The 25,220-nt window shown below is 49.6% G+C and carries 25 protein-coding genes and 2 pseudogenes; 9 read left to right on the top strand and 18 right to left on the bottom strand.

Annotated elements, in window-relative coordinates; translation table 11 throughout:
- Window positions 1–49: 49 nt before the first annotated feature.
- From ACZ49R_RS10780 to ACZ49R_RS10800, 5 genes are all read right to left on the bottom strand, one after another.
- A complete protein-coding gene (locus tag ACZ49R_RS10780; RefSeq protein ID WP_011763555.1) occupies window positions 50–742 on the bottom strand; it encodes a DUF1614 domain-containing protein in 693 nt (230 codons plus the stop codon).
- Window positions 739–1,632 carry an AbrB/MazE/SpoVT family DNA-binding domain-containing protein gene (locus ACZ49R_RS10785; protein ID WP_464733102.1) on the bottom strand — a complete coding sequence of 298 codons (894 nt, stop codon included), beginning with the start codon at window positions 1,630–1,632 and terminating at the stop codon, window positions 739–741. The genes ACZ49R_RS10780 and ACZ49R_RS10785 overlap by 4 nt, the downstream gene beginning before the upstream one ends.
- Before the next feature lie 251 nt (window positions 1,633–1,883).
- On the bottom strand, window positions 1,884–2,510 hold the full coding sequence (locus tag ACZ49R_RS10790) for an HAD family hydrolase (RefSeq protein WP_464733103.1): 627 nt from the start codon (window positions 2,508–2,510) through the stop codon (window positions 1,884–1,886).
- Window positions 2,511–2,512: 2 nt separating this feature from the next.
- Window positions 2,513–2,740, bottom strand: a complete 228-nt coding sequence (locus ACZ49R_RS10795) for a ferredoxin (RefSeq protein ID WP_011763552.1) — start codon at window positions 2,738–2,740, stop codon at window positions 2,513–2,515.
- A 15-nt stretch (window positions 2,741–2,755) separates the two neighbouring features.
- A complete protein-coding gene (locus tag ACZ49R_RS10800; RefSeq protein WP_464733104.1) occupies window positions 2,756–3,211 on the bottom strand; it encodes an MGMT family protein in 456 nt (151 codons plus the stop codon).
- 34 nt (window positions 3,212–3,245) lie between these two features.
- Here ACZ49R_RS10800 and ACZ49R_RS10805 point away from each other — a divergent pair, with 34 nt between their 5' ends.
- A complete protein-coding gene (locus ACZ49R_RS10805; protein ID WP_011763550.1) occupies window positions 3,246–3,518 on the top strand; it encodes a MoaD/ThiS family protein in 273 nt (90 codons plus the stop codon).
- Here ACZ49R_RS10805 and ACZ49R_RS10810 read toward each other — a convergent pair.
- The gene (locus ACZ49R_RS10810) at window positions 3,515–4,003 is read right to left on the bottom strand and encodes a hypothetical protein (protein ID WP_464733105.1); all 489 of its coding nucleotides are present in this window, start codon (window positions 4,001–4,003) and stop codon (window positions 3,515–3,517) included. The two genes, ACZ49R_RS10805 and ACZ49R_RS10810, sit on opposite strands and share 4 nt — an antisense overlap.
- 80 nt (window positions 4,004–4,083) lie before the next feature.
- Between ACZ49R_RS10810 and dcd the strand changes: the two genes are divergently transcribed.
- Window positions 4,084–4,614 carry a dCTP deaminase gene (dcd, locus tag ACZ49R_RS10815; RefSeq protein WP_011763548.1) on the top strand — a complete coding sequence of 177 codons (531 nt, stop codon included), beginning with the start codon at window positions 4,084–4,086 and terminating at the stop codon, window positions 4,612–4,614.
- Window positions 4,615–4,659: 45 nt separating this feature from the next.
- Here dcd and ACZ49R_RS10820 read toward each other — a convergent pair whose 3' ends face one another.
- The 5 genes from ACZ49R_RS10820 to ACZ49R_RS10840 are packed head-to-tail and all read right to left on the bottom strand — an operon-like array spanning window position 4,660 to window position 9,502.
- Window positions 4,660–5,499: a metallophosphoesterase gene (locus ACZ49R_RS10820; RefSeq protein WP_464733106.1), complete on the bottom strand. Its 840-nt coding sequence runs from the start codon at window positions 5,497–5,499 to the stop codon at window positions 4,660–4,662.
- Window positions 5,487–6,191: a TatD family hydrolase gene (locus tag ACZ49R_RS10825; RefSeq protein ID WP_464733107.1), complete on the bottom strand. Its 705-nt coding sequence runs from the start codon at window positions 6,189–6,191 to the stop codon at window positions 5,487–5,489. Before ACZ49R_RS10825 ends, ACZ49R_RS10820 begins: the two co-directional genes overlap by 13 nt.
- A gap of 21 nt (window positions 6,192–6,212) precedes the next feature.
- The gene (locus ACZ49R_RS10830; protein ID WP_464733108.1) at window positions 6,213–8,081 is read right to left on the bottom strand and encodes a molybdopterin-dependent oxidoreductase; all 1,869 of its coding nucleotides are present in this window, start codon (window positions 8,079–8,081) and stop codon (window positions 6,213–6,215) included.
- Window positions 8,078–8,809, bottom strand: a complete 732-nt coding sequence (locus ACZ49R_RS10835) for an amino acid ABC transporter ATP-binding protein (protein WP_011763544.1) — start codon at window positions 8,807–8,809, stop codon at window positions 8,078–8,080. Before ACZ49R_RS10835 ends, ACZ49R_RS10830 begins: the two co-directional genes overlap by 4 nt.
- A gap of 3 nt (window positions 8,810–8,812) precedes the next feature.
- Window positions 8,813–9,502 (bottom strand): amino acid ABC transporter permease, encoded by a 690-nt coding sequence (locus tag ACZ49R_RS10840; RefSeq protein WP_464733109.1) that lies wholly within the window; start codon window positions 9,500–9,502, stop codon window positions 8,813–8,815.
- Between the two features lie 67 nt (window positions 9,503–9,569).
- On the opposite strand from ACZ49R_RS10840, the gene ACZ49R_RS10845 reads away from it, so the two are divergent.
- Complete coding sequence (locus ACZ49R_RS10845; protein ID WP_011763542.1) at window positions 9,570–9,953, top strand: putative metallopeptidase; 384 nt, start codon at window positions 9,570–9,572, stop codon at window positions 9,951–9,953.
- 380 nt (window positions 9,954–10,333) lie between these two features.
- On the opposite strand, the pseudogene ACZ49R_RS10850 reads toward ACZ49R_RS10845, so the two are convergent.
- Both ACZ49R_RS10850 and ACZ49R_RS10855 read right to left on the bottom strand, forming a co-directional pair.
- Window positions 10,334–10,615 (bottom strand): annotated as a pseudogene (locus ACZ49R_RS10850) (zinc ribbon domain-containing protein); the annotation flags it as partial.
- A 575-nt stretch (window positions 10,616–11,190) separates the two neighbouring features.
- A pseudogene (locus tag ACZ49R_RS10855) lies at window positions 11,191–11,409 on the bottom strand (hypothetical protein); the annotation flags it as partial.
- Between the two features lie 385 nt (window positions 11,410–11,794).
- Between ACZ49R_RS10855 and ACZ49R_RS10860 the strand changes: the two are divergent.
- Together ACZ49R_RS10860 and ACZ49R_RS10865 are read left to right on the top strand one after the other, a co-directional pair.
- Complete coding sequence (locus tag ACZ49R_RS10860; protein WP_464734132.1) at window positions 11,795–13,057, top strand: zinc ribbon domain-containing protein; 1,263 nt, start codon at window positions 11,795–11,797, stop codon at window positions 13,055–13,057.
- Between the two features lie 226 nt (window positions 13,058–13,283).
- Window positions 13,284–13,490: a hypothetical protein gene (locus ACZ49R_RS10865; RefSeq protein WP_011763541.1), complete on the top strand. Its 207-nt coding sequence runs from the start codon at window positions 13,284–13,286 to the stop codon at window positions 13,488–13,490.
- Here the strand turns inward: ACZ49R_RS10865 and ACZ49R_RS10870 are convergent.
- From ACZ49R_RS10870 to ACZ49R_RS10880, 3 genes are read right to left on the bottom strand one after another with little or no spacing between them, the layout of a single operon-like run.
- Window positions 13,487–14,752 carry a Glu/Leu/Phe/Val family dehydrogenase gene (locus ACZ49R_RS10870; protein WP_464733110.1) on the bottom strand — a complete coding sequence of 422 codons (1,266 nt, stop codon included), beginning with the start codon at window positions 14,750–14,752 and terminating at the stop codon, window positions 13,487–13,489. The genes ACZ49R_RS10865 and ACZ49R_RS10870 overlap by 4 nt on opposite strands.
- Window positions 14,753–14,785: 33 nt before the next feature.
- Window positions 14,786–15,763, bottom strand: a complete 978-nt coding sequence (locus tag ACZ49R_RS10875) for an isocitrate/isopropylmalate dehydrogenase family protein (protein WP_464733111.1) — start codon at window positions 15,761–15,763, stop codon at window positions 14,786–14,788.
- The gene (locus ACZ49R_RS10880) at window positions 15,753–16,973 is read right to left on the bottom strand and encodes a homocitrate synthase family protein (RefSeq protein ID WP_464733112.1); all 1,221 of its coding nucleotides are present in this window, start codon (window positions 16,971–16,973) and stop codon (window positions 15,753–15,755) included. The genes ACZ49R_RS10875 and ACZ49R_RS10880 overlap by 11 nt, the downstream gene beginning before the upstream one ends.
- A 24-nt stretch (window positions 16,974–16,997) precedes the next feature.
- Here ACZ49R_RS10880 and ACZ49R_RS10885 point away from each other — a divergent pair, with 24 nt between their 5' ends.
- From ACZ49R_RS10885 to ACZ49R_RS10895, 3 genes are all read left to right on the top strand, one after another.
- Window positions 16,998–17,483 (top strand): 3-isopropylmalate dehydratase small subunit, encoded by a 486-nt coding sequence (locus ACZ49R_RS10885; protein ID WP_464733113.1) that lies wholly within the window; start codon window positions 16,998–17,000, stop codon window positions 17,481–17,483.
- Window positions 17,484–17,641: 158 nt separating this feature from the next.
- On the top strand, window positions 17,642–19,348 hold the full coding sequence (locus tag ACZ49R_RS10890; protein ID WP_464733114.1) for a GltB/FmdC/FwdC-like GXGXG domain-containing protein: 1,707 nt from the start codon (window positions 17,642–17,644) through the stop codon (window positions 19,346–19,348).
- A 28-nt stretch (window positions 19,349–19,376) separates the two neighbouring features.
- Window positions 19,377–21,434, top strand: coding sequence for an FMN-binding glutamate synthase family protein (locus ACZ49R_RS10895; RefSeq protein ID WP_464733115.1), 2,058 nt, complete (start codon window positions 19,377–19,379; stop codon window positions 21,432–21,434).
- Between the two features lie 7 nt (window positions 21,435–21,441).
- On the opposite strand, the gene ACZ49R_RS10900 is transcribed toward ACZ49R_RS10895, so the two are convergent.
- Together ACZ49R_RS10900 and ACZ49R_RS10905 are read right to left on the bottom strand one after the other, a co-directional pair.
- Window positions 21,442–21,903 carry an archaemetzincin family Zn-dependent metalloprotease gene (locus ACZ49R_RS10900; RefSeq protein WP_464733116.1) on the bottom strand — a complete coding sequence of 154 codons (462 nt, stop codon included), beginning with the start codon at window positions 21,901–21,903 and terminating at the stop codon, window positions 21,442–21,444.
- Window positions 21,900–23,663 carry a phosphoadenosine phosphosulfate reductase domain-containing protein gene (locus ACZ49R_RS10905; protein ID WP_464733117.1) on the bottom strand — a complete coding sequence of 588 codons (1,764 nt, stop codon included), beginning with the start codon at window positions 23,661–23,663 and terminating at the stop codon, window positions 21,900–21,902. Before ACZ49R_RS10905 ends, ACZ49R_RS10900 begins: the two co-directional genes overlap by 4 nt.
- A gap of 70 nt (window positions 23,664–23,733) precedes the next feature.
- On the opposite strand from ACZ49R_RS10905, the gene lysS reads away from it, so the two are divergent.
- Entirely contained in the window at window positions 23,734–25,161 is a 1,428-nt protein-coding gene (lysS, locus tag ACZ49R_RS10910) for a homocitrate synthase (RefSeq protein WP_464733118.1), read from the top strand.
- Window positions 25,162–25,220: the final 59 nt, after the last annotated feature.

The raw sequence follows: 25,220 nt of genomic DNA on the forward strand, positions 1-25,220 counted from the left end.
ACAAAAACGCCCCCACGCCTCCCGCTGTTGCCGTAGTTCCGCCTCTTTTCTAGACTAGTTTTGATAATAGAGTTGACACCACCCCACTTAGATATATGCCGTCGAAAACCCCAGCTCCTCCAATCGACATAAAGGGGGGTCTGTGACTCAATACTTTTTTTATGTTTAGAAGATCTGCGCCAACTATTGTGCCATAAACAGCCGTTATATACGTAGCCACAGGCCCTCCCCCTGCCAACAGCGCAGACAACGCCGCAATTATAGGCGGGGCAAATGCCGGCGTTACTACGCCGACATTAGGCACAACGCGACTTACAGCATATATTAACGCAGAGGCTAACATAATCGAAAGTAGGAGCGCGGGGCTGTGGTATTTAGCGAGTAAATACGTCGCGACGGCTAGAGGTATAACTGCGCCTCCCACATTTACAGCGATATACGACTTCTCCTCTTGTAATGCAATACGTGGCATAGGTATTGGCATGCCAAATACAACAACATAGTCAACGACCGGGATATACCTCCTCCTAGATAGTGTATACACCACCACGTTTATAGGACTTGTGGCTAGGCTGAGAAAAGTAACCGACGTGGCTATTAGAACTGCGGCGATAGAATGCATCCCTGCCGCCGTCAAAATCTCCGTAAAGGACGCCGTGAAAAAAGGCATTAGTAACACGGCGAGGCCGGCGTAGAAAATGCCAAAGACGCCGTAAAACGGCAACGCGATAACGATCCTCATTGTCTCACGGCTTTTGAATACGCCGCCTCGGCTATATCTGCAGCAAAAGCCACTATAGACGCAGCCTCGTGCATAATTGCAGTTGCTTGTGGACATATAACTTGTAGAGTCTCTCTTGCTAAGTCCGCACGTTGTATTAATACAGCTAGGGCTTTCTCTGCGTTGTTATTATAAAATGCTTCAAAGGCGTCTTGGAGAAAGCGGTGTACTTTTTTAAAGATTTTTAATACGTCTTCTACACATATAATGTCGTTTTGTAAATAGTAGTTAGTAGCGCGGTCTATTGCATCTCCTACATGCTCTAGGTTTTTTATTGTAATTATATAATCGACGTAGTGCTCAGGCTTATGTACGATATTTCTCTTTACAGTTCTCAGAGAGAAGAAATATAGCCTGTCTAGTTGGTCATCGAGACGTAAGATTTCTTCCGCTAGATTACGCACTCCCTGAGATAGCATTTGTGTATAGAGAAAGAACATTGCGTCTACTGTTGTGTACATACTACGTACAGCCTCGTCGATGTTTATATCCTCTCTAGTTACAATCCTAAGTTTTAACAAGCCCCCAACCTCCATGAGCACTACGCCGGGGAGCTTCCCCTCTATTTTTGTAACTATAGCCGATATGTCTTTAGTCTCTACCTCTAGCTCGTCGGCACCCTCTATATAATATGCAATTATGTCTCTAATGAGTTTCTCAACGTCGTCCCCCTTAATTCTTACCCTTCTAACAGTTGTAACTTCGCCGCCTGGTAGTATAGTTATTTTATCTCTATCTATAAACATTCGCAACGGCGAGCCTACTCCAAGCCCTTGTGACTCAACCCACTCCTTTGGCAGTGTTACTCCATAAGACCTCTCCCCAACTCTAATAATTTTCCGAAGTTCCACAGTATACCCAAGATTAATGGTATTAAAGGTATTTTCAGACTGGGACGGCCATATCATAGATCAACATCGGTGAGTTCATCACCTTCATGTCTAGAAGAGTGACTTAAAAACTAATAGAACCTTTCAAGTTTTTAGAGCAAGGTGGATAATAATTTGTCGTTTTCTGTCTTAGGGCGATTTCTCAGAAACGTAAACGCCCAGCCCCGAGCCCCTGGGGAAGTCGGCATCACAAGGCGGCTGAGAGAACCACGTCACAGTTTTTGCCTAAGTAGCGCTTTTAAATACTTGGCGAGGGGATGTAGAGAGTCTGCTCTAATCACTGCTTTTGCCGCTCTGGCGACTTCTTCACTAGTGGGATTAAAGGCTATTGGATAGCCGGCTTTTTTCAATATAGAGAGGTCGGCCTCGCCGTCTCCAACAGCTATAACCTCAGACCATTCTACATCTAGGATTTCCAAGATTCGTTCGGCAATTACGTCTTTGTTTCTATCGCTGACGGAGACGGCGACGGTATTTACAGCGTCGTCTCTATATATTAATTCGTTTACTACGTAAAAATGGAAGCAGCGAGAAAGCTGTCTTGTATAGCCAAGTCCTGCTGAAAGCGCTATTGAATAAACGCCTGCCTCTTTTAAAACTTGACATAAGGCATCTAGCCCTCTCCTCGTCTGAAAACGCGCCTCTATTAAACGTTTGGGCGCCCCATGCCAAAGTAATGTATCATATAACGCCCATTCATAATAATCTATAACACCTAGCTTATAGAGAGCTCTATTTAACTCGGCGTCTGTGCCTAAGATTGCGTGTAGTCTCTGCCAAGCAGAGCGAAACGGCGTAATTACGCCATCGACGTCAAAAATAACCGCGCGGTATGTCATCGTCACTCTTTATACACACGTATAGCTCGCGAGGGGCAGTGCCGCTCTGCCTCCTTGACTTGTTCATATAGCCAGTCAGGCACAACGCCCTCTTCAAAACCGTTTACTGCATATTCTGGCGCAATGGCAGGTTTTCCGCCTTCGCTAGGGATAAACACCGTGGGGGCGTAGAATAGGCAGAAGTGCGCAACAACACATCTACTTCTGTCTATCTTTACTCTAACAGGCATGCTAGACTTCCAGACTCAATATTTATCTGTTAGGCCTAGACTCTGTAGAACGGCCTCGCGTATAGTAGAGATAGGCTTGGGTTTTACAACTCTACAGGGCCTTCCGCCACATAAAGCGCCTTCATATACAAGGAGAGCTCGCTTAATGTCTACGCCGGCGGTATAGCCGCCGAGCGACATATCGCTCTTCACCACTCTATGACAGGGGAGAATAACAGGGAGCGGGTTTGTCGCCATTAGCCATCCAACGTGACGCGGGCTTGTGCCTATGGCCTCTGCATATAATTTATACGTTGTGACATAGCCCCTCGGGATGCTTAATAAAGGCAGTAGTCTTTTGTCTATTTCCTCAAACGGGATTTTATCCACAAGCTCTCTTAGACCAACCCATTTATTGCAATCAGACGGATTGACGTGGGTTTTTTCGCCATCCCAACCAACGACGACAGGGCCGTATTGAACACAAAGCACGTACAAGATAAATTGCTAAAATTAATTGTCTCTTGTGGCTAAGGTGAAGCTCGCGGGTGTTTTAGTAGCGCTAGCTGGGGGAAAGACAGAACTAGAGATAGATGGGGCAACAGTGAGAGACATATTGAGGGGTCTTGCCTCAGTTTCTCAGAAGCTATACGAAAGAGTTGTGGGTCCAGATGGGTGGCCGAGGGCCGATATATATATAGCTATAAACGACGTTGATATTAGACTTCTCTCCGGTCTTTCGACTCCGGTGGGAAAAGAAGATGTTGTGCTTATCCTAGCCTATATACACCCTGGCTAATTCTTCTTCCTATTGTCTACAGCGACGACAGGTATTTTCTCGGTCTGTGAAGGTACTGCGTTTTGATCTGCAATCAAAACCTCTTGTCTATAGTAAACAACGCCTTTAGGCAATTCATCTTTTGCAAATATAGCCCTAAGGAGTAGAGTAGAGCCGAAAAATAGGAATGTAGCCATCCCGGTTAACACGGCGCTCCACACCGTGGCGTATTCTAAGTAAGCCTCAAGCGGCGTGAAGGGAAGTATAAGCCTCTGCCCCATCACCTCTCTTATGGCCCAGAGGCCGTTGACTACAAACCACACGAATATGCCGGCGAGACCCCACTTTATGAAGAAGTCGCCCAGCCAGCTCCCCAAGGGGCGTCTTGGCGGTATTGAGGCTATGAAGGCCAGGGCAAAGGCTATTATCATGAACCAGATCCAGCCGCCCACTACCGGGTGTTTCATATACTGCGATATAGATCCCAATAGTTGTCCTAAATCCATCTATACAATATGGTTGCTAAAATATAAGAGTATTGTTCTGTTTTAGACGTTTACGGATTTTAAAACGCCCAGTTTTACTTATGATACTGGCAAACGACGAGTTAAAAAAACTGATTTCTACAGGCAGACTTAAGGTAGATCCCCTCGCCCCAGATACAGTACGAGAAAACGGCCTCGACTTAAGAATAGGGGGGGAGTACGCCATCTACGCCTACGAGGGCGCCGTAGTTAAGCCGTGTGAACTTGAAAACGCTAGACACCTCTTCCGCATAGTCAAGGCAGACGAGGTGGTGATCCCGCCGCGGAATTTCGTCCTCTTGACGACAGAGGAGTATGTCAAAATGCCCGACGACGTAGTGGGTCTCGCCAACTTGCGCTCTACTCTCGCGCGGTACGGCTTAGTCATACCGCCCACCGTAGTAGATGCAGGCTTTGAGGGCAATATCACCATCGAGGTGGTAAACGAGTCGCCGAACACCATAGTGCTGAAGAGGGGGATGAGGTTCCTCCACTTGATACTCGTCAAGGCGGAGGGCCGCGCCCTCTACTCCGGCACATACCAGGGGCAGCGGGGCGTCACGCCGCCTAAGGGACTTAGGGGAGAGTGTTAAAGGCTTGACGCTCTTTATAACGAGAGTCCGCCTTGTGGAATATGTTTAAAACATATCGGGATCCTCTGGGCACTTGGCGGGGTCTTTTGTAGCCATGTCGTAAACCTCCACCTTTTTGCCTACTATTGCAATTTTTGGCCTTGTCTTACGATAGGGACCTGCTGTAGATGTAAATATAGTTGTTATAGCGCCGCCGTGGTGTGTTGCACAGCCGGCGGGCACAAAGGTGTGACCTCGGATAAGCGCTACTACGTCGTGTTTTACACAAAATTCGTTGGTAATTTTTCTGCCAAAAAGCCAGGCGCCGGGGCCTCGCGGACTAGGCGCATATGTCTCGCAAAGACATGGGTCATTCCAAAGGATTTGAAAAGCTATTGGATCTGTTGGCGTTATGAGGTCGCCGTTGATTTTTCTCACCTCTTCTAGAGATACAGGAGTCATGTCGTCTCTTAGGGGAATCCCGCCATGAAGCGCCATCACCCTTTTGTTTATCACAGCGACAAGAGGAAGGGCGGCAAATGTTTTCTCAAACTCCTTATAGACTGCGCCGCATTTACTGCCGATTTTTTTGCACAACTCGTCTAGAAAGCCGCCGTCGATGTTCATAATTGGCGACTCGTGATTGCCGCGGAGAACGACCGCCTTGCCCTCTAGATATAGCTTAAACACCTCGACGACAACCTCTAGCCCCATGTCTCCCCTGTCTACGTAGTCTCCCAAAAAGAGGTAGGGACTTTCCCACTCGTCGAAGATCTGGCTAAGGGTTTTGTAGTCACCGTGGATATCGCCCACGGCTGTGAAGCGGCCTTCCACCTCAACCACAAGACTCCGCGTCTTCTCTCTGACCTTCGCCAGAAGGTCGACCAGGGCCTCTACAGACGCCATAGCCTTCTGGCGTTTAACTCCACGGTCTCCACCACTTGATCCCTAGGCAACTCCCAGAGCTCTGCCAGCTTCTCCACAGTCTTGTTTATCAGCGGGGGCGCCAGCCTCATCCCCCGGTACTCATACGGCCCGTCGCTTTCGAGCAACACAATCCGTCTGTCGGCCGCCTTTGCCGCCTCCTGATGCTTCTTCTGGATCACCACGGCTGGGTTTATGGAGATGTAGTAGCCCAAGTCTTTAATCGTCTCCAGTAGGTCGAGGGGGCCTGTGTACCAGTGTATCAACGCCCTATCGACGTCGGCTCTCCTAAGCTCCTCCACCACGTCGGCCCAAGCATCCGGCGCGTGGACGTTGACCACGAGGTCAAGCTCCCTGGCCAGCCTTAGGAAGGCTCTGAAAAACTCGCGCTGTTTGTTAAACGTCTGGGGGACAAACCTCCTGTCTAGCCCCACCTCGCCTACGCAGGGCACCTCCGCCTTTTCGGCGAGGCGGACGACAGCCTCTAGATCCCCTGGCTCGGCCTTATCTACCTGCCAGGGGTGTATCCCCACGCAACGCACGGCTCCCTCCAGCTCCACAGTCCTCCTCGAAGTGGCTAAGTCGTCTGAGACACAGACTAAGGTCCACTCCTTGGTGTATTTCTCCAGCTCCTCTCTCGGAAACTCGTGACAGTGTACGTGGTTGTCAAACACGTGGTACAGTACGTTTGGTATTTAATTACTCCTTTCGCACGGTCTCACATTGACATACGTCGTGTAGAGCTTCGGCGTCCCCCCGTAGAGCCCGGGCTCGCCTCTGGCAACGGCGTTTATCGGAACTCCTCTGAGGTCTTTCCCTATGCCTCTGTAGACGACGACGCCGGGCGGCACGCTGGGATCTGGCGAGGCCTCTAGGACGACCTCTCCCTGTTCATTGTAAAGCACGACGCAATCTCCGACGTAGTCCCTGGGGTTCATATATACGCGGGGCGGCGGCTCGCCGTATATGTCGCGGAACTGGCTGTTTGTGTAAAGCGGGTTCGGCGGGAAGGTGAGCACTAAAGCGCCGCGGGGCTTCTTATATTGCGGCAACGGCGGTAGACCGCGTCTCTCCGCCGTAACGCTATAGAACTCCACCTTGCCTGTAGCTGTGGGGAAATTGTAGTAGTCAGGCGGCCTCAGCTTTACATAACCCCGCTCCTTTAGCTCCTTTAACGTAACGCCGGCCCCCCTTATGGCTTTATCAACTGCCTCCCAGGGGTCTTCCCGCATCAGCGGGTGCTCCGCTAGGCCCAGAAGCTCGGCGAGCTTCGCCACTACCCACGTCTCGCGTCGGGCCTCCCCCGGCGGCTCTGCCACCGCTGTGTTATAGACGAGATAGTTGTGCCAGTAGCTGTATACCACGTCGTCTTTCTCCAGGTAGGTGGGAGCCGGCAGAACTAAGTGCGCCGCCTCAGCTGTCTCGTCTATAAAAGGCGTGTGAACCGCGAGAAATACGTCGCCTCTGGCGGCTGCCTCCGCCAGCCTATTACCCTGTGGCAGGGTGAGGACGGGGTTTGCGTTCCAGACATAGATGATGTCAAAGTCGTCGATCCAACTGCCCAAGAGACCCATGTTTACCACTCGGCCTGGCTTAGCCATGTGGAGCCCTCTCAAATAGGCGAAGTCTATCCCCCAAGCCCCCGAGTTTGAGTAGTAAAAACCCGCTGGGTCTCCCAGTAACGCGTGTATTAGGGATATAGCCCGTGCCGCATCGCCTCCGTTTTCCGTCCTCCCGATGGCAAACCCTATTACGGTCACCGGCCTCCTGAGGTAGAACTCGACTAGACGGAAGAGAGTTTCGCGCCTAACGCCGGTCTCCGCTTCAACATACTCGGGAGTGTAAGTCTCTATGTATTTTATAAACTTGTCAAATCCATAGGTGTACCTATCGACGAAGTCTCTGTCGTATTCCCCACGCAATATGATCTCTCTAGCAATTCCAAGCGCTAGAACCACGTCTGTCCCAGGTTTAACCAAGACAGGCAGATCTACGTTTTTCATTGTCGCTGTCCATACGACGTCTACAGCCGCCGTGGCGTTTCTAGCCCTCTTCGCGAGAGCCCACCCGTGTATAAAGGAGGTCGCCGCGTCGAGGGCCCAAAACACCACGGGCCTTCTCCCCAGCTCTTCTGGCATCGCGCCGTAGGACCTCCCCCAGTGGAGCTTTATCGCCTCGCTCCCCTCTGCGCTACATATTGAGTAGTCTGTCGAGGCGGCGCCCAACGCGTTAAAGAGGCGAGCTGGATAATACCACGTCAAGAGCCCTTGATTGCCATCGTAGTCGATATGGAGAACCTCCTCTGGATGCGTCTCCCTAATCCTCAACGCCAACTCTTCCAGGGCCCGGCTCCAACTCACCTCGATCTGTTGCCGCTCTCCTCTCAACACCGGCCTTTTTATCCTCTTCGACGAGCTCAATCTTTTTACGTCGGCTACGCCTCTGGCACAAGTAAAGCCGAGAGTTGGAAATTCGCCAATTGGAACTAACTTCTCTAGTTTTCCCCCTCTATAGACTGGCCTAAAGATACAAGTATCGAAACAATCACGAGTACAAGCAATCACGTCACGCGTTTATGTAATCTCCTAAGAAATTGGCGAAAGCGCTCTGTCCTGGGGTTGTAGAGTATCTCTACAGGCCCCTCCTCTACTATCTTCCCGCCTTCGAAAAAGACCACTCTATCTGCTACATCTAGTGCAAAGTCTACCTCATGAGTCACTATCAACATGGTCGTGCCGCGACGCGCTATGTCCTCTAACACTTGTAGAACCTCCTCGACTAACTCTGGATCAAGGGCAGAGGTAGGCTCGTCGAGCATAAGCACCTTTGGGTTTTTTGCCAGAGCTCTAGCGATAGCCACTCTCTGTTGTTGGCCTCCAGAGAGTTGCAACGGGTAGGCGTTGGCCTTATCCTCTAGGCCAACTAGGCTAAGCGCCTCTCTAGCTCTTGCCACAGCCTCTTTATACGGCAATTTATGGACTTTGACGAGAGGAAGTACTATATTGTCTACCACCTTGAGATGTGGAAATAAGTTGTAGTGTTGAAAAACAAAGCCAACTCTCTTCCGCACCTCTCTAAGTGTCTCTTGCCTTACTTCAACCCCGTCTATTAATATGCGGCCCTGTCTCGGCTTAACTAACCAAATGAGTGATCTTAGGAATGTCGATTTTCCAGAGCCTGAGGGACCCATAATTACAACCTTCTCCCCCTGGGCCACGTCGAGATCTACCCCTTTCACAACCTCAAGTGTTCCATAAGCCACGTGGAGATTTCTAACAGACACAACAGCCATAGTCTATATTATGCCTCTTCTTAAATACCCAGGTATTGCATACTTACGCTCGATATAATGACTTATCTTCACCATAGTGTAACAAATTATGAAATATATCGTTGCAGCAGCTAAATAAGCCTCGAAATAAGCAAATTTAGAGGCGGCGTAGTAATCAGCTCTTCTAAATATATCTGGCGGCGTAACGCCAATGACAGCTACAAGAGAAGAATCTTTAATCAACAACACAAGCTCGTTCATAAGCGCTGGAATTGCTATCCTAAGCGCCTGGGGGAGTATAATATAGCGGAAAGTCTGAGTTTTTGTAAACGCGTATGCCTCTGCAGTTAGATACTGCTCCAGCGGTATGGCTTGAACAGCCGAGCGGAAGATCTCGGCTTGATACGCCGCGCTATTTAAGCCGAGGGCAATTACGCCGGCTGTAAAGGGGTCTATATTTATGCCGTAGTCTTTTAGATAACCTCCCACGCCGAAATATATAATGAAAATTTGAACGAGAAGCGGCGTACCTCTAAACGCCTCGACGTAAGCTGATGCAAACCATGGAAGAGGCTTGGGCAAGAAGAATCTAATAAGAAGGAGTATAGAACCGAGGACGAGCCCTATGACAAAAGAGAGCAACGCCAGAGAAAGCGTAGTGGGCACACCCCCCACCACATAGGCTAGGGCCTCTATATAGTGTTCTAAAGCCATATCGGGCGGCTTCTCCCCTACTAATAAACTTTAAAAACGATTTATTAAACCGAAAGTATTTTTACACATGTACCGCATAGTTGATATAGAGACCGACATTAGAAATGTTGTAGAAAAATACAGACTCGGCCATTTACTCAAGGCTAAAATCGCCGTTGTGTATAACTCAAGTTCAAGATCTAAGGCAGTCGCAAGGATATGGGGACTTGGCAAAATTTTTCAAATTGCATATGGGCTGGAGCCGGCTTACGTTATAGAGCTTCTGCCAGCCTTTACCACTTTGACATGTAGAGAGAAGGTCAGAGCGATTGCCCACGAGCTTGCACATATCCCATCTACAGGTAACGGCACGACAAGGCCGCACAACACTGCCTTTTGGAGAGATTACAAAACTTATTCTGCCTTATTTAAATGCTCCGACTTCCCCTCTCTCCAGAGAGGAAAAGCTTGATGCGAAAGAGAATAAGTCTCGTCCTTTAGGGCGGGGCGGACATCTTTCCAGAACAAAGTAGTGAAGAACAGGGGCTTAAACGTTATATTCCATACGGCCGGGTTGGCCAACTAAAATTCAAATGACCCACGGAGGGGCACGTCCCCCTATCTTTCTCTCGGCCCCTCTTCGGGGGCTCAGGAGTCCGCTTCGGGTGCGCCGGGGCGAGGAGGCGGGTCATACGGGGGCTGGCCGCTGGTTGTTTATATTGTAACAGCTTGGCGCCCCCGTCTGTCGCCCCGGGGGCCAGACGCCGTTCATGAAATAGAGAGAGTTACGAGGTTAAGTGGGGTGGTTGCCGGTGCGGAAGAAGCGGGTTGTTTTGCCTTTTCTATCAGTTCTCAATACTTCTTCTCTGCCCAAATCACGGACACGTTGTCTCTATGTGCCCCGAAGCCGCAGGCGGGACAGCGCATGAAGCGACCCCTCTCCTCCGCCTTGGCTCCACAACGGGGGCAGATGGTTGAATACAGCCGCTCCTCCACATACGGCAGTCCGTACCACAATGCCAACTCCATCAGTCTCCTTCGTAGTTGGCCGAGACCGTCTAGGAGGTGTTTCTTCTCTCCGTTCCTCTCCTTGAGCTCTCGGTATGTGTCGTCCTCAATTGCGGCAAGCACGACGGCAACTACAATGACATTGGCTCACACGGCAGACCAAGGCGCGTCTGTAGCGGATTTACTTCAACAAGGCCCCTAGAGAGCCGCTGTAGTCAACGCGTCGGCGAGCCCACCGCCGCGTATATCGCCTTCTTTAGGCACATGTGACAGAAGAGGTCAAAAGGAGAAAAGCAAGGGTTGGGAGGAGAGGAAAAAGGTTGTTTAGTCTGTGTCTACTTTTCGCCGTCCACAGATATTTGCTGAGGACGGCGTCGGCAAACGTGCCTTCTTTGCCGACGACAACTGTATTCAACAATCTGCCCCCGTTGTGGAGCCAAGATGGCAGAGGAGAAAAACCGCATAATGCGTTGTCCCCCTAGGCGACGCTGTGGAGATGATAAACGAGCTGGAGAAACAAGACAAACCGCTACAATACTCGTCCATTAACTCCGACGAGAGACAATACCAAAGACCCCCACAGTAGAAACTCCACCTCTCAGGGCGTGGAGGTATGCCTTGACATCACGCATCGAGACGGTTTATGTCAATGGTAACAACGGCCTTTAGCTCCACCGACGCTGTTTCGCAAACGAACTCGACAACCTAACACGCAAACTATTGCTTGTTTGCGTGAGAAGTCTGTCTAGTTTCTCCGCCATGAGTCTGGGCTCCTCTTGCCCCGTCAACTCCTTCAACAGTCTTCTGACGTACTCCTCAATGGCCAAGTGCATTTTTGTCACAAGGTCGAGGACGTCCGGCCGCTCCTCGACGAGACGCCAAGGGATTCTGATCTTCAACACTCTGTAGACTTGGCCCATGTGTATGCTTGGCGTGGGGGAGGAAAGCTAGTTGAAGAGTCTGTCTTTCAACTATTTCGACTAACCTGCCTGACAGCGACGACGTCAGGCAGGTGAGCCGAGGGAGTAGAAATTGTGAAGAGACCGTGTTAGAGGTGTGGACGGGTTAAAAAACGGGTTTATGGCGGTTATCACGGCCAGCGCCGCGGTGGGTATCGCCAGTATGGACAACGCGAGGGGTGGCAACGGCGGCGTATGACGCCGGCGAGGGGCGGCGGAGGTCAACAACATGTCTCTCAACGCCGCCTTCACGACGGCGCCGTGGGTTTGTCTTGTAAAACTTTTGGCCTGCCCCCGTGTGTCTTCTATAACCAACAGAGATTTCAGCCACTCCACATACAAGGCCATGTATGCATACAGAACGCTGAGGATAGAAATCCCCTGGCAGTTGGTAGAAGAGAGGCCGGACGTCCTAAACCTCGTCACGAGGATGCACTTGGCCGTTGAGGAGTACGTCAAAACGTTGCTCAAAGAAATCACGGGGCAAGAGGAGCCCAGACTCACGGCGGAGGAGTTGGATAGACTCCTCACTCCCGAGAGACGGGAGTTAGCGCACCGGATAATCGAAGAGGTGTTCCCCAAGTGCGGTCTCAAGAAGTACTTCGTAAAGCAAGCCAAGATGTTCTGGCGCGACGTGGCGTTCCGCCGGGCTGTTCCGTTTGACGCCCAGCTTAGAGTTGAGAACGAGAGAGACATTAGCATGGCCGTCTTCGTCGACCTTAAGAGCGGCGTAGTCAGAGTGCGTAAGCTTGGCATACCGTCTTTTGTCTTAAAATTGAAGAAGGGTGACATCTCTTGGATAAGGAAGAGACTACAGGAAGACGCCAAACTCAAGCTAGCGTTTTTGGGTATAGAAAAGCAGAAAGGTAAGAAGAAGCCGACCTATGGAAGACTCTACGTTGCCCTTGTCTTCGCCAGAGAGGTGACGCCGGTAGAGCCTAGAGGCATTGTAGTTGTTGACGTGAACCGCCTTGACCACGGCATAATGGTGGGGCTCCTTGTAGACGGCAAAATCGTGAGACGGATGAGACTCCCCGACGAGCGCGCGGTCAAAAAGTTGTGGAGACTCCACGAGAGGATAGGCCGTCTCGATGCGCGAGCCACAAGGGAGACCGATCCCGCCAGAAGGAGTTTTCTCGAGAGTAGAGCGCGTTACCTCAAGTCCAAGCGGTTTAGGAAGATAAGGGGCATTGTGGAGCAGACTGCAAGCGAAATTGTAAAATTGGCGAGAGAGCACCAAGCCGCCGTCGTGGTAGACACGATGGACTACGAGACGTATATTGCGAGGAAGCAGAGCGGCGAGAAAGGTGACAAGAAGCATCTCTACGACGGGCTTGGCCAGCTGAGGAAGCGCCTACAAACACTAGCGCAATGGTACGGATTGCCATATCTGGAGGAGCGACTGTATTCAACTGTCTGCCCCCGTTGTGGTGCGAAGATGAAGAGAGAGAAGAAACGCATTATGCGTTGCCCCTCTTGCGGATTCAGCGATACACGCGACAACATCCCGCTACTCTGGGCAAAGAGGAGGTACTGGGAAATCCTCCAGAAGACAAAACAACCTGTTTTTTCCTCCGTCTCGGCGTCCATCACACTTTTAAGCTCGTAACATTTCTCTCCCATGAACCACATTCCCCGGCCCTGGGGGCACGGCCGATCAGCCGCGCCCATGCGCCGGGGCACGGCCGGCCCCTCTCGCCTCCGCCCCGCCCACCGAGGGCGTCTGGCGGAGGCGGGCCAAACCCAGCCCCCGGAGGAGGGCCGGGGAGCCGTTCTTTGAAAGGGGGCAGTGGTCATGAACATACAACTTATTAAGTTAGACACCGTAATAATATATGTATTACTTGGCCGACCAACGTCTAAAAGTTGCGGCAGAGAAATTCTCACCAGAGTTGGCGCTGAAGTGTAGGACTGTATATCAAATATATAGACTATACAAGGTGGGGTTGGTAACTCAAAAAGTTGGTGAAAAGGCGAGAGAGATATTGGAGAAGGAGTGTCCAAAAGAGTTAGTTGAGTTAATTGCGCCTACAGTAGATTAGATCCACCCTCTTATTTTCATGGCGTTGTATATTCTTTCTAATGCGGTTACTATTGCTGCGTCTCTCATTGTCCATCCTTTTTCTCTCTGCCATCTCTTGTATACTCTCTCGACGTTGTTTACCATTATGTTTTCAAGTCTCTTTCTAGTCTCCTCCTCGTCCCAGATATACCACTGGAGATTCTCCACCCACTCTAAATACGACATAATCACGCCGCCGGCGTTGGCAAGGATATCAGGAACTACGACAACCCCCCTCTCATACAAAATCCTCTCAGCCTCAGGAGTAGTAGGGCCATTAGCACCCTCAACAACAAGCCTAGCCTTCACAAGCCCAACATTATCACCCCTAATGACATTCTCAATAGCGGCGGGGACGAAAATGTCGACGTCTAGTTTAAATATGGCATCTGGGTTTTTAACAAATTCGGCATTGTCTTTTGTCGTAAACAGTTCCACGAGAGCAGGCCCTGTAAGTTCCTTGTTTTTTTGTATCAATTCAACATTAAGTCCCTCCTTTCTATAAGCTACGCCATTTATATCAGACACAGCTATCACCTTAGCGCCCATTTTTTCTAGCCAATACGCAGCCCACGCGCCTGTGTTACCCGCGCCGTGGATCGCTACTGTTTTTCCTTCTATTCCGCCCCATAGTTTTTTTGCCATTTCTCTTGTCGCTACTGCTACTCCAAAGCCTGTGGCGTATTCTCTCACTGGGTTTCCCCATAGCTCTGGTGGTTTTGAGGTGAATACCCCGGGCACGTTGTAGCCTTTTATTTTTGAATATTCGTCTACCATCCACGCCATGATTTGGGCGTTTGTCCCAACGTCAGGCGCTGGGATGTCGACTACGTCGCCTATGAGGGGGGCTATGGCTCTGGCATATCCTCTAGAAAGCTCTTCAAGTTCTCTCTGCGAGAGTTTCTTAGGGTCTACACGTACTGCGCCTTTAGCGCCGCCATACGGCAAGCCAGCTAGGCTATTTTTCAACGTCATTAAAATAGCCAAGGCGACGTCGTCGGCAAGAGTAACCTCAGGATGAAAACGAACCCCACCCTTATACGGGCCGAGAACATCACAATGCTGCACACGATAACCCTCAAACACCTCAAAACCACCACCATCCAACCTCACAGGAATATTAACAATCAAAACACGCCTAGGCCTAGACAAGATTTTATAGAAATCTTCGGGAAATCCGCCTAATTCTACGCCTTTTTTTACATAGCTAAGCACATACTCTAGAAACCCTGTCCTCTCCATGTGAATATAGAAAGCTTGTATATATAAATATTTCTATATAGCTGACGCAATAAACTTCCCAACTTCAATTGTCGTATTTCTCCCGCCTATGTCTGGCGTCTTGATATTTTTCTCTAGGCTTATCTCAACTGCCCTCCTTATGGCTTGTGCCACGTCTCCCCTACCCATCCATTCAAACATCATAGCGGCAGAGAGTATTGTAGCTATCGGATTTGCTATACCTTTGCCAGCTATATCAAAAGCGGCGCCGTGGACAGGTTCAAACATAGCTTTTGTATCCCCAATATTGCCGCTTGGCGCCAGGCCGATGCCTCCGGCAACTTGTGCCGCAAGATCTGTCAGAATGTCGCCATATTGATTTGTAGTTAATACTACATCGAAGCGGAGGGGGTTTCTTACCAACTCCATGGCCGCCGCATCAACATACATCTGGTCTACCTCAAGCCCTCTCAGTTCCTCCAGAGCTACATCTCTAAAGAATCCATCTACGACTCTCAACACATTTGCCTTGTGGACAATAGTAACTTTACGTTTTCTCATCTCTGCATAGCGCCTGGCGACTCTAGCCACACGTCTAGTGCCCACGCCAGTAATTACCTTCAGAGCTATGGCGACGTCGCCTATTTTATACTCTGCGCCTACGTATACGTCCTCTACGTTTTCTCGAACAAAGACACAGTCGATCTCCTTTACTACAGGAACTCCAGGGAGGTTTTTCACAGGCCTTATGTTGGCGTAGAGAACATACCTCATCCTAATAAGCGATGTGACATCGTAGGCAGACTCCCCAATTGGCCCTTTAAAAATCACGTCGGCTGAATCGGCTAGTTTTAACGTTTCGGGAGGCATCGCAACACCGTATTTCCTCAACGCTACGTCTCCGGCCTCGGCGATTTTTATCTCTAGATCTACCCCGTATTTAGCCGCCGCTGCATTAATTACATGAAGCGCGGCTTCTACAACCTCCGGGCCTATCCCATCGCCTGGAATTACCAGTACCTTATATGGCATATCCCCTGGATTTTGCAGTTATATAAGTAGTGACAATTTCTTTAAGTATACTCTCGTCAATTTTCACCTTTTTAACTGCAAGCTCCTTTACTGTGTTGAGGACGTACTCCACTAAGTCTTCACTTGGGTTAATCCCCATGTTTTTCAATGCCCACTCAACTGCATGTCTCCCAGAGTGTTTACCTAAAACAATCCTCCTCTTGTTTCCAACGTCTTCGGGTCTCATCGGCTCGTATGTAAACGGGTTGTTTAACACGCCGTGTACATGTATACCCGCCTCGTGGCTAAAGGCGTTTTCCCCAACAACAGCTTTGTTTGGAGGCACTGGCACGCCAAATAGTTTTGAAACTAGCTGAGAAAGCTCGTAGAGCTTTTCCAGTTTTACATTTGTCCTCATGCCAAGTAGAAAATGTAACGCCGCCACGACCTCTTCTAAAGCCGCATTACCGGCTCTTTCGCCAAAGTTATTAACAACGACTTGAGCTACGTCAGCACCGTTTTCTATCGCCGTAATTGTATTTGCAACAGCCATGCCAAAGTCGTCGTGACAATGTATATGCATAGGCACCGGGGGAAGTCTCTCCCTGAGGAAACGTATTAAATATGCCATACGGCTTGGCGTCATTATGCCAACTGTATCCGGGACGTTTATCTCGTCTGCGCCTGCTTCAATAGCTGTCTTATATACTCTAGCTAAAAACTCTAGGTCGCTTCTAGTGGCATCCTCAGCGCTAAATAAAACTTTCACACCATATGATTTTGCATAAGATACAACCTCCTCTACTCTACGTAGAGCCTCCTCTCTTGATATGCCAAGTTTATATTTTAAATGTATATCTGATGTCGCTATAAATACATGTACCATATCTACATCAGCTGATACTGCCGCATCTACGTCAGATTTCGACATTCTAGCTAAGCTAACAACATCGGCTCTATAGACCTCTTTTGCGATCTGCCTAATGGCTATCTGCTCGTCTTTTGACACAGCCGCAAACCCGGCCTCTATCATATCTACGCCAGCTTCGTCTAGAGCTAGGGCGATCTGTAATTTTTCTTCATTAGACAGAGCGACGCCAGGCATTTGTTCACCATCGCGCAGAGTGGTATCAAAGATTTTAATTACACGAGCCCCGAAGCCATAAGCTCTAAAATCTACACCTATATAAGCTTTGTGTATTATATATAACCGCCCGTCGTGATAATGCATATATATGTATTAACTTAGTCCTACATGAAGATCAGAGGTAGGGCGATAGTCTACGGCGATAAGATAGATACAGATGTCATAATACCTGCCAAATACCTAGTCTATACAGACCCAAACATTCTAGGTCAACACGCAATGGAACCCATAGACCCCGAGTTTCCAAAAAAGGCAAAGGGGGCTATTCTCGTCGCCGGACGCGCCTTCGGCATGGGCTCTTCTAGAGAGCAGGCGGCACTTGCATTAAAAGGCGCCGGGGTGTTGGCGGTAGTAGCCGAAAGTTTTGCACGTATATTTTTTAGAAACGCCATCAATATTGGACTGCCAGTGTTACAAGTGCCAGAGATTACTAAAAAGGTAAAAGAGGGAGAGGAGCTTGAGGTAGATATAGAAAATGGATATTGCATAAATCTAACAACGGGAGAAAAAATTGAGGGTAAACCTATAAGAGGGCTTCCTCTTGCTATTTTAAAAGCGGGTGGATTAACTAACTATTTAAAATTGCTTAGATAAAATAATTATAATTTTTAAAATTTTCTTTTTGAAAATACACTCTATGATTGTTATGTCAAAAATTTAATGCGGCTATAATCTAGTACTAACGTCTATCTAGTTCTACTTTACATATATTTTTGGATAATGTTTTTAACCCATAGTATCGCAGACATCTAATGTGTGGCATCTTTGGGGTATATAGCTTAGATGGAGAATATATACAAGGTGATACGGTGATAAAGGCGCTTGCTGTAATGAGAGAGCGGGGGACGCAACATGGCGCCGGTGTTGCCCTCTACAACCCCTCGCGCTGGGTAAAGACTAAGTTTTTTACCACAAGTCCCCCGGCAGATGCAGTAGAAGTATATAAACTCCCCGGCGGCTTATACGATGTTGTAAAATACGGCGATGGCGATATAAACGGTGTTGTATATATGAAGAGCGCTTGGCTCGACGTATATAAGGTAATTGGATGGCCAGAGACTCTTGTCGAGATGTATAGAGTAGACAAAAAGAAGTCTATCGCTTGGCTTGGACATACTAGATACCCCACTAACAGTCCAGGAGGCTTCCCGTACTATAGCCACCCATTTTCAGCAGGCGACGTGGCAATAGTTCACAACGGCGACCTCAGCTCCTACGGCTCAAATATAAATCTATTGAGGTATGAGTTCGGCTATAGAGATTTTACCGGCAACGACAGTGAAGCCATCGCCTATCTCCTCTGGGAACTTTCGAAAAAATACGGTGTAGAAAAGGCAGTAGAAGAGCTTATGTACGGCAAAGAAGTAAGAGGCGCCAGACTTGACGGACCATACGCTGTGGTCTTTATAGTAGGGGGGCCAAGGCCTGTCTTTGGCGCTTTTGTAGATACACAACACTTCCGTCCCCTCTATGCCGGTTTTGCAAAAGATAGACTGTACGTCGCCAGCGAAGCGGCTGCAATAAAGGCGGTGGCTAAAAACGGCGTAGATATCTGGGCGCTAAGAGGCGGCGAGTATATACTTGTCTCTGGAGGAGAAATTTGGGGAAAATTCACAAAACGGTCGATTTATCCCGACATCCCCCTTCCGCCGCCTGAGGTAATAGACGCGTCGACATACGGCACTATTGAACTAGCTCGAGAAATAAGGAGACAGTTGAAAGAAAAGGGCTATGTCAACGTTATCAACGTCATGGGACATAGATATATTGGCAACGGCATGGAGGGAGGAGTTCTGCGGGCGTGGGGAATAGTAGGCAACGCCTCGGCTAACGTCATGAGTGGCGGAGAGTTCTACATATATGGAGATGCCCAGGAGGATCTAGGCGACGCCATGAACGGCGGGTTAATCGCCGTATATGGAAGCGTCGGTGACGCAGTAGGACAAGCGAAACGGGGAGGCGAGATCTACATATACGGCAACGCCAACAATAGAGCAGGGATCCAGCATAGAGGTGGCGTGTTAGTCATCGGGGGATCCGCCGGGGATTACCTCGGCGAATATATGGGCGGCGGCGTGATACTTGTCCTCCGCCATACTTGGCAAGAGGAGGTCGGGCGGCGGATAGGGGCGGGAATGGTCGGCGGAACCATCTATATAAGAGGCGAGGTTGACAAGAGCAAGATCGGAGGTGGGGTAGACCACGAGAGACTTGACCGCTATATTAGAGCTCTAAAGGCCGCGGGGCTCGACGTAGACGTCAAAAAGGCGATGGAAGATCCGCATGTGCGCAAGATATTCTCTCTTTACCACCATGTCGAGGTTAGAGAACTTACCGAGGAGGAGTTAAACTACCTAAGGCCTTACGTCCAGCGGTTTAACGCCTTGTTTAACGAAGATGCGAAAATCGAGAGAGACGTATTCACCGTTATCAGAGTGGCCGAGTTCCAGAGGGAGTAAATTTATATTCAGAAAATAGATTTCCCAAGTGCAACATATAGTAGTGCGGACATATATAGAGCCTGTAAAACATCTGGTACCAGAGTTTTGGGGAGAAGAGAAAATTAGAATGATTAGGAAGATGGCTGAAACAGGCGAGCCGGCGGTAGATGGAATCACGCCATTGAAAGTCGGCAGAATTCTCGACAAAGCCGTCTTTAAAGATCTCAGAATTTCAGACCTTAAAGAAGCTTTAGCAAAGGCAGATAAACTCGACGTAGATATAAGTATCGACTTCTTCGGCACCCGCCTCAAGATTCCTGTCTACATCGGCGACATGTCCTTTGGGGCATTGAGTGGAAACCCGAACATAGCAATCGCAAAGGCAGTCACTGAGGTAGGCGCAGTGGCCGGAATTGGAGAGGGGGGTCTCCATCCGGAGATCGCTAAATATCGCAATATCGTGGTTCAATGGGCCTCAGCGCGCTTCGGCATGGATATGACGCTTCTGAGGGCGGGGTTGGCGGTAAATATCAAGATAGGCCAGGGCGCTAAGCCGGGCATCGGCGGCCATCTACCTGGGAAGAAGGTAGTTGATATCATAGCCCAGCTTAGGAAGATACCAGTGGGGAGCGAGGCGCTTTCTCCCGCGCCGCATCACGATATATACTCTATAGAGGATCTAGCCCAGAGGGTTAAAGCACTTAGAGATCTCACTGGAAAACCTGTTCTTGTGAAAGTAGCCGCCGTTAATAAAATACATTTTGTTGCCGTTGGTGTTGGCAGATCGACAGCAGAAGGCATTATTATAGATGGGGCTGGCGCTGGGACGGGGGCTACGCCTGTTGTAGCTCGGGATCATTTAGGCATACCTATTGACTATGCCGTGCCAGTTGTAGATATGTGGCTTAGAAAAGATGGGACACGCGATAAATTGATAATGATCGCCGGCGGCATGTTATATAGCCCCATGGACCTGGCGAAAATAATCGCAATGGGCGCAGATATGGCAAACATGGGCACCGCCGCCTTAATGGCCATGGGCTGTATCATGTGTCACTCGTGCCACACAGGCGGTTGTCCAACAGCTTTAACAAATATGATAGGCTCGGGGAGGGAGCTCGACATAGAGTGGGGGGTGCGGCTTTTGAAAAACTACCTACTGGCGTTGGGGAAGGGTCTCAAGGCTGTTTTATACGCGCTGGGGATGTCCAGCTTAAGAGAGTTAGTAGGTAGGAGAGATTTGCTAGAGGTTTATTACGTAGATGAAAAAGTAGCTGAAACTCTAGGCTTGTCGCTCGTAACGCCTGGAAACGTCGCGTGGATAGACCCGGCGGTCAGAGTTTTTGTACATAGGGAGTATTATGAAGAGGGGCGGCCGCCGATAATTGGTATGGGAGGCGTCGTGCCGGGGTATACAACTCCTGCCAGGAGACCTCTAGATCTCCTCCGTATTGAGGCAGCACAGGTGACACATCCCTCGGTAGATCCCTATAGAGAGGAGCTTGAGGTAGATATATGGATCAACGGCGAGAAGTATTACACGCCTGTCGTAGTTCCCGCATTAGATGAGGCAGCCGTATATGCTGGATACGCCCTAGGCGCGCCGATATATGGCAGCAATTGTCACAATTTCAAGTGTATAAACGACGGAGCTAAAATCATAGCTCCAGATGAGACGGTAGACATTAGGGAGGGAGTGGTTATAGTCGACGAAACAAAAGGCAGGGGACTACTTGAAGAGGCTGTGTCGCGCCTAGATTTACAGCTGAGAAAGACAGGTGTAAGAAATAAAACTTACATAGTCGCCGTGGGTAGACTTTACAACGGTGGAGATATTTACAAACTAGCTGCGCTCGGCGCAGATCTCGTATGTCCCCTCGGCATTTTTGAGTATGTATACCAGAGGGTGAAAAACATGGATTTGAGAGAAAGGATGAAAAGGTATGAAAATGTCATAACAGCACTTACTAAAGAACTGAGGCTATTAATGGGCGCAAACGGCGTGACAAACTACTTCCACACGCTTGTCGGTAATAGAGATCTGCTGAGGTCTCTAGACGGCAAGATAGCTCAGCGACTGGGCGTAGAGGTGGCCGGCAGATAGCGCCTCCCTAGCCCCGGAGTTTTCTCCTGCAGGTCTCGCAGAAGTGCACCCCCTTCGCGTCGGTGTCGTATATGCTGTTGCTGAAGTACATGACGCAACGGGGGTTGACGCAGTGGCCGAGGCCGTAGAGGTGGCCGGCCTCGTGAGTTATTTCCTTAGCTAGCCTGCTCTCGAAGAAGGCTGGGCGCAACCTCGCCGTGAAGACCACGGCCGTCTTCAGCTCGGGAGCCGCTAGCCCAAACACGTAGTTGAAGCCGGGGTAGTAGCCGTCGCAGTCTAGGACGTACACGGCGGGTTTCTGGCCCCTCTGCGCCAGCTTCTTAACGGCCTCGTCTGCCCTACACTGACCCCTTGACCTGTCTAGGAACTCCTCTATCTCCACCTCGGCCGTTTCCCAGACGGCGGCGAACTCGGGCAGATCCACGGGCCTTATGTGGGGCGGCGCGTATACGTAGAGGCGGGGCTTCATGCCCTGTAAACTAGGTACTGGGCGGCGGGGCACGCGGAGCTACAGAGGAGACACCCGACGCACCTCTTCTCGTCTACCTCGAACCTCCTCCCCGGGCCTGTCCTCCTCAGCGCCCCCGTGGGGCACCAGTGGACACATAGGTCGCAGTCGCCGCATATGGCGGCCCGCACCACGAGGGCGGCGGCGTCTAGCGCAAGCCGGGGGTCCTGTGCCGAGATCCTCCAGAGGCCTCCTCCCCCCTCCACCTTCACTGGGCTCTTCCTGCCGGCGGCCTTGTCCAGCATCTTTAGAAGCTCCGACAGGGTGTTTGGGTCGGGCTCGGCGTCCATCTCCACCGCCACGCCGCCTTCGGTCTTTTTCACCCTAACTGGTAGCTCGGCCCCCCTCTCCCTCTTGACCCACCTGGCCATGTCCCCGGGTATCTTGCCGCGCCACCTCCACAAGCCCATCTTCACCTCCTCGTCGGAGAAGCGGCTCTTGAGCTCCACCTCCATCCTGCTGTATATCTCAGGGTAGCTGGAGGCCACCATGTCCAGCTCCGCCAGCTCGTTGGCTGGACACACGACGCAACCGAGTCTGTCGAAGCCGCGCTCGTAGGCGCGGTTGTAGGGGAGGTCGTTGAGGATGATGTAGAGCCACACCTCAAGAGCTGTCCAGCTCTGCAGAGGCGCCGCCACTATGGAGCCGGCCACCCACTTGCTCTGAGACACCCTTGGTAGTTTAGCCCTTTGGAAAGACTCGGCGCCTCTCTGCCCCACAACGCTTATATAGCCCTGGGGAAACCGGCTTTTGAGAGCCTCGGTGGTGGGGCCTAGCTTTATTACTTTACAACACCACCTGTAGTCTCTGGCAGGCGGCCCAAAGGCCTTTATCGCCCTCCAAAACCTATCCCCAGCTGATCCTATAATTATCTCAACGCCATAATACTCCTGTATTTTCTTGATATTTTCATAAGTCTCAGGCGGCTCAAGCCCGGTGTCGTTAAAAAACACGTAAAACTTTACCCCGCTTTTTACAACAAGATCTAACACAACTAAACTATCCTTTCCCCCCGAGTAAGAGACTACAACCGGCTTTTTGTACCTCTCCGCAATCTCTCTTATGAATTTAACTGCCTCTTTTGTCAACTCCTCTATATGCTCCCGGTTGAACTCCGCCGCGTCTTTTAAACTAGAGGGCTTACCAGGCGGAAGCGGCGGTTTAGCTCTCCACGACTTCACCACGTGTAGCCGGCGACCGCGAAACAACTTGGCAACTCCATGTATCTTCCCATCTTTTGTCGATAGAGCCACATGTCTATATTTTTCCTCAGGCAGAACCCCCTCTGTAATTTTATCTTGATGTATGTCGTAGCCTTCTGGAAGCTCAGACATATCTACAATCGCCCAATATCCAAGCCTCTCTTTTATCATTGTCGCCACAGCTTCATACAGCGGCCTAAATCTCCACCGGCGCTCTACTATATCATAAAACCTATGGCCTATTAAACGCCCTCTTACCACAACTTCATCCGCTTGATCCGCATAGCCGGGTATTTTATTTAGCAACACCACCTCATTTAATGGAACTAAGACTTCGGCAAGTTTTGCATCACTAAATTCGTTTACTATAGCCTCTCTTGTAGTTAAGATATCTGAGAGAAAAGCCGGCCGAGGATCTGCCGGCTGCGTCAGCCTTACCTCGATAAATTCGCCACATTTTCCCGTCGCTTTCTTAAGATCTAAAACAGGCAAGTTTAAATCTTGGCACCAATATAACACAACACCGTATGGAGCTGGAGTAATAAGGTTTTTGTATATACAGTAAATATGTGAAAAGGCTTATAAATAGGTGTATTTCCCTGTCTATGCATTCGGGGAAAGAAGGCATCCGATAATTCTAGACTCGACACTTAGAGAGGGCGAACAAACCCCCGGCGTTGTGTTCTCTGAGGAGTGGCGTATTAGAATTGCAAAGGCGCTGTCTGATATCGGCGTCGGCATGATAGAAGTCGGCGATCCCAACGTGGCCCCTGATATAAAATCTGCAATTAAAAAAATCATAGGACTCAAAAAAGTCGGCGAGATAAATAGCGAAATTGTTGTCCATAGCAGAGCTGTAAAACAAGATATTGAAACAGCCGCGTCTCTAGAGCCAGACCGCATAGCGGTGTTCTATGGAGTAAGCGATATACATCTGAAGTATAAACATAGAAAGACACGAGAAGAGGCTCTCCAAATAATTGCAGATATGGTGTCTCTCGCCAAATCACACGGCGTCTCTGTCAGATTCACTGCAGAAGACGCCTCAAGAGCTGACTTGAACTATCTGATACAAGTAGTTAAAACTGCCTACGAGGCTGGGGCAGATAGAGTGAGTATTGCAGACACAGTGGGGGTCTTTACGCCGGACCGCGCCAGAGAGGTTTTTACAAAAATAAAAGCCGCAGTGCCTGAGATAGGGCTAGATATCCACGCCCATAACGACTTTGGCATGGCTGTTGCCAACAGCCTTGCGGCAGTTGAAGGCGGGGCAGACGTAGTACACACCACTGTAAACGGCCTCGGAGAGAGAGCCGGCATTACGCCTCTTCAAGTTTTTGTCGCCGCCTACTATTACCACAAGGGCGTAAGGCTTGTAAAACTTGAGAAATTGCCAGAGATCACCGCTATGGTAGAGGCGGCAAGCGGCATTACTATTATGCCCACCTTCCCCATAGTCGGCGAAAACGTATTTACACATAAAGCCGGCGTCCATCAAGCTGGCGTAATCGCAAATCCCGAGACCTACGAGCCTATACCGCCTGAAGTCGTTGGCAGAACTCGCGACTTTTCTCTAGATAAATATAGCGGGAGGAAGGCGATACAATATAGACTTGAACGCATGGGAATTTCGGTACCTCCAGAGGTGTTAGATAAAGTCGTGGAAGAAGTCAAGCAGATGAACGTGAGAAGACTTAGAGATGACGACTTATTAGAAATTCTTGAGAAAATAACTAACATGGCTTATAGAGCTAGAGTAAATAGACACATTGAGGCATATGTCTGGCTAAAAGTTGCTAATAACGTCTATACGACATCTGTAGCACGTAGAGTGGCAGCGATAAAAAACGTCGCGTCTGTAGCCGAAGTTACAGGAGATTATGATATAGTTGTAAAAGTTGTTGCAGAAAATGTAGAGGAGCTAAACCAGATTATTGAAAACATAAGAGAGATCAAGGGCGTTGTATCTACTTTAACAAATATCGTTTTGAAAGAACTCCCCATAAATAGCAAATAGCTATATATCAATCCAGTAATCTCTATAAGTCAATATTTTAATTTACGTCGCTAAAAACG

Source organism: Pyrobaculum organotrophum (assembly GCF_055384425.1).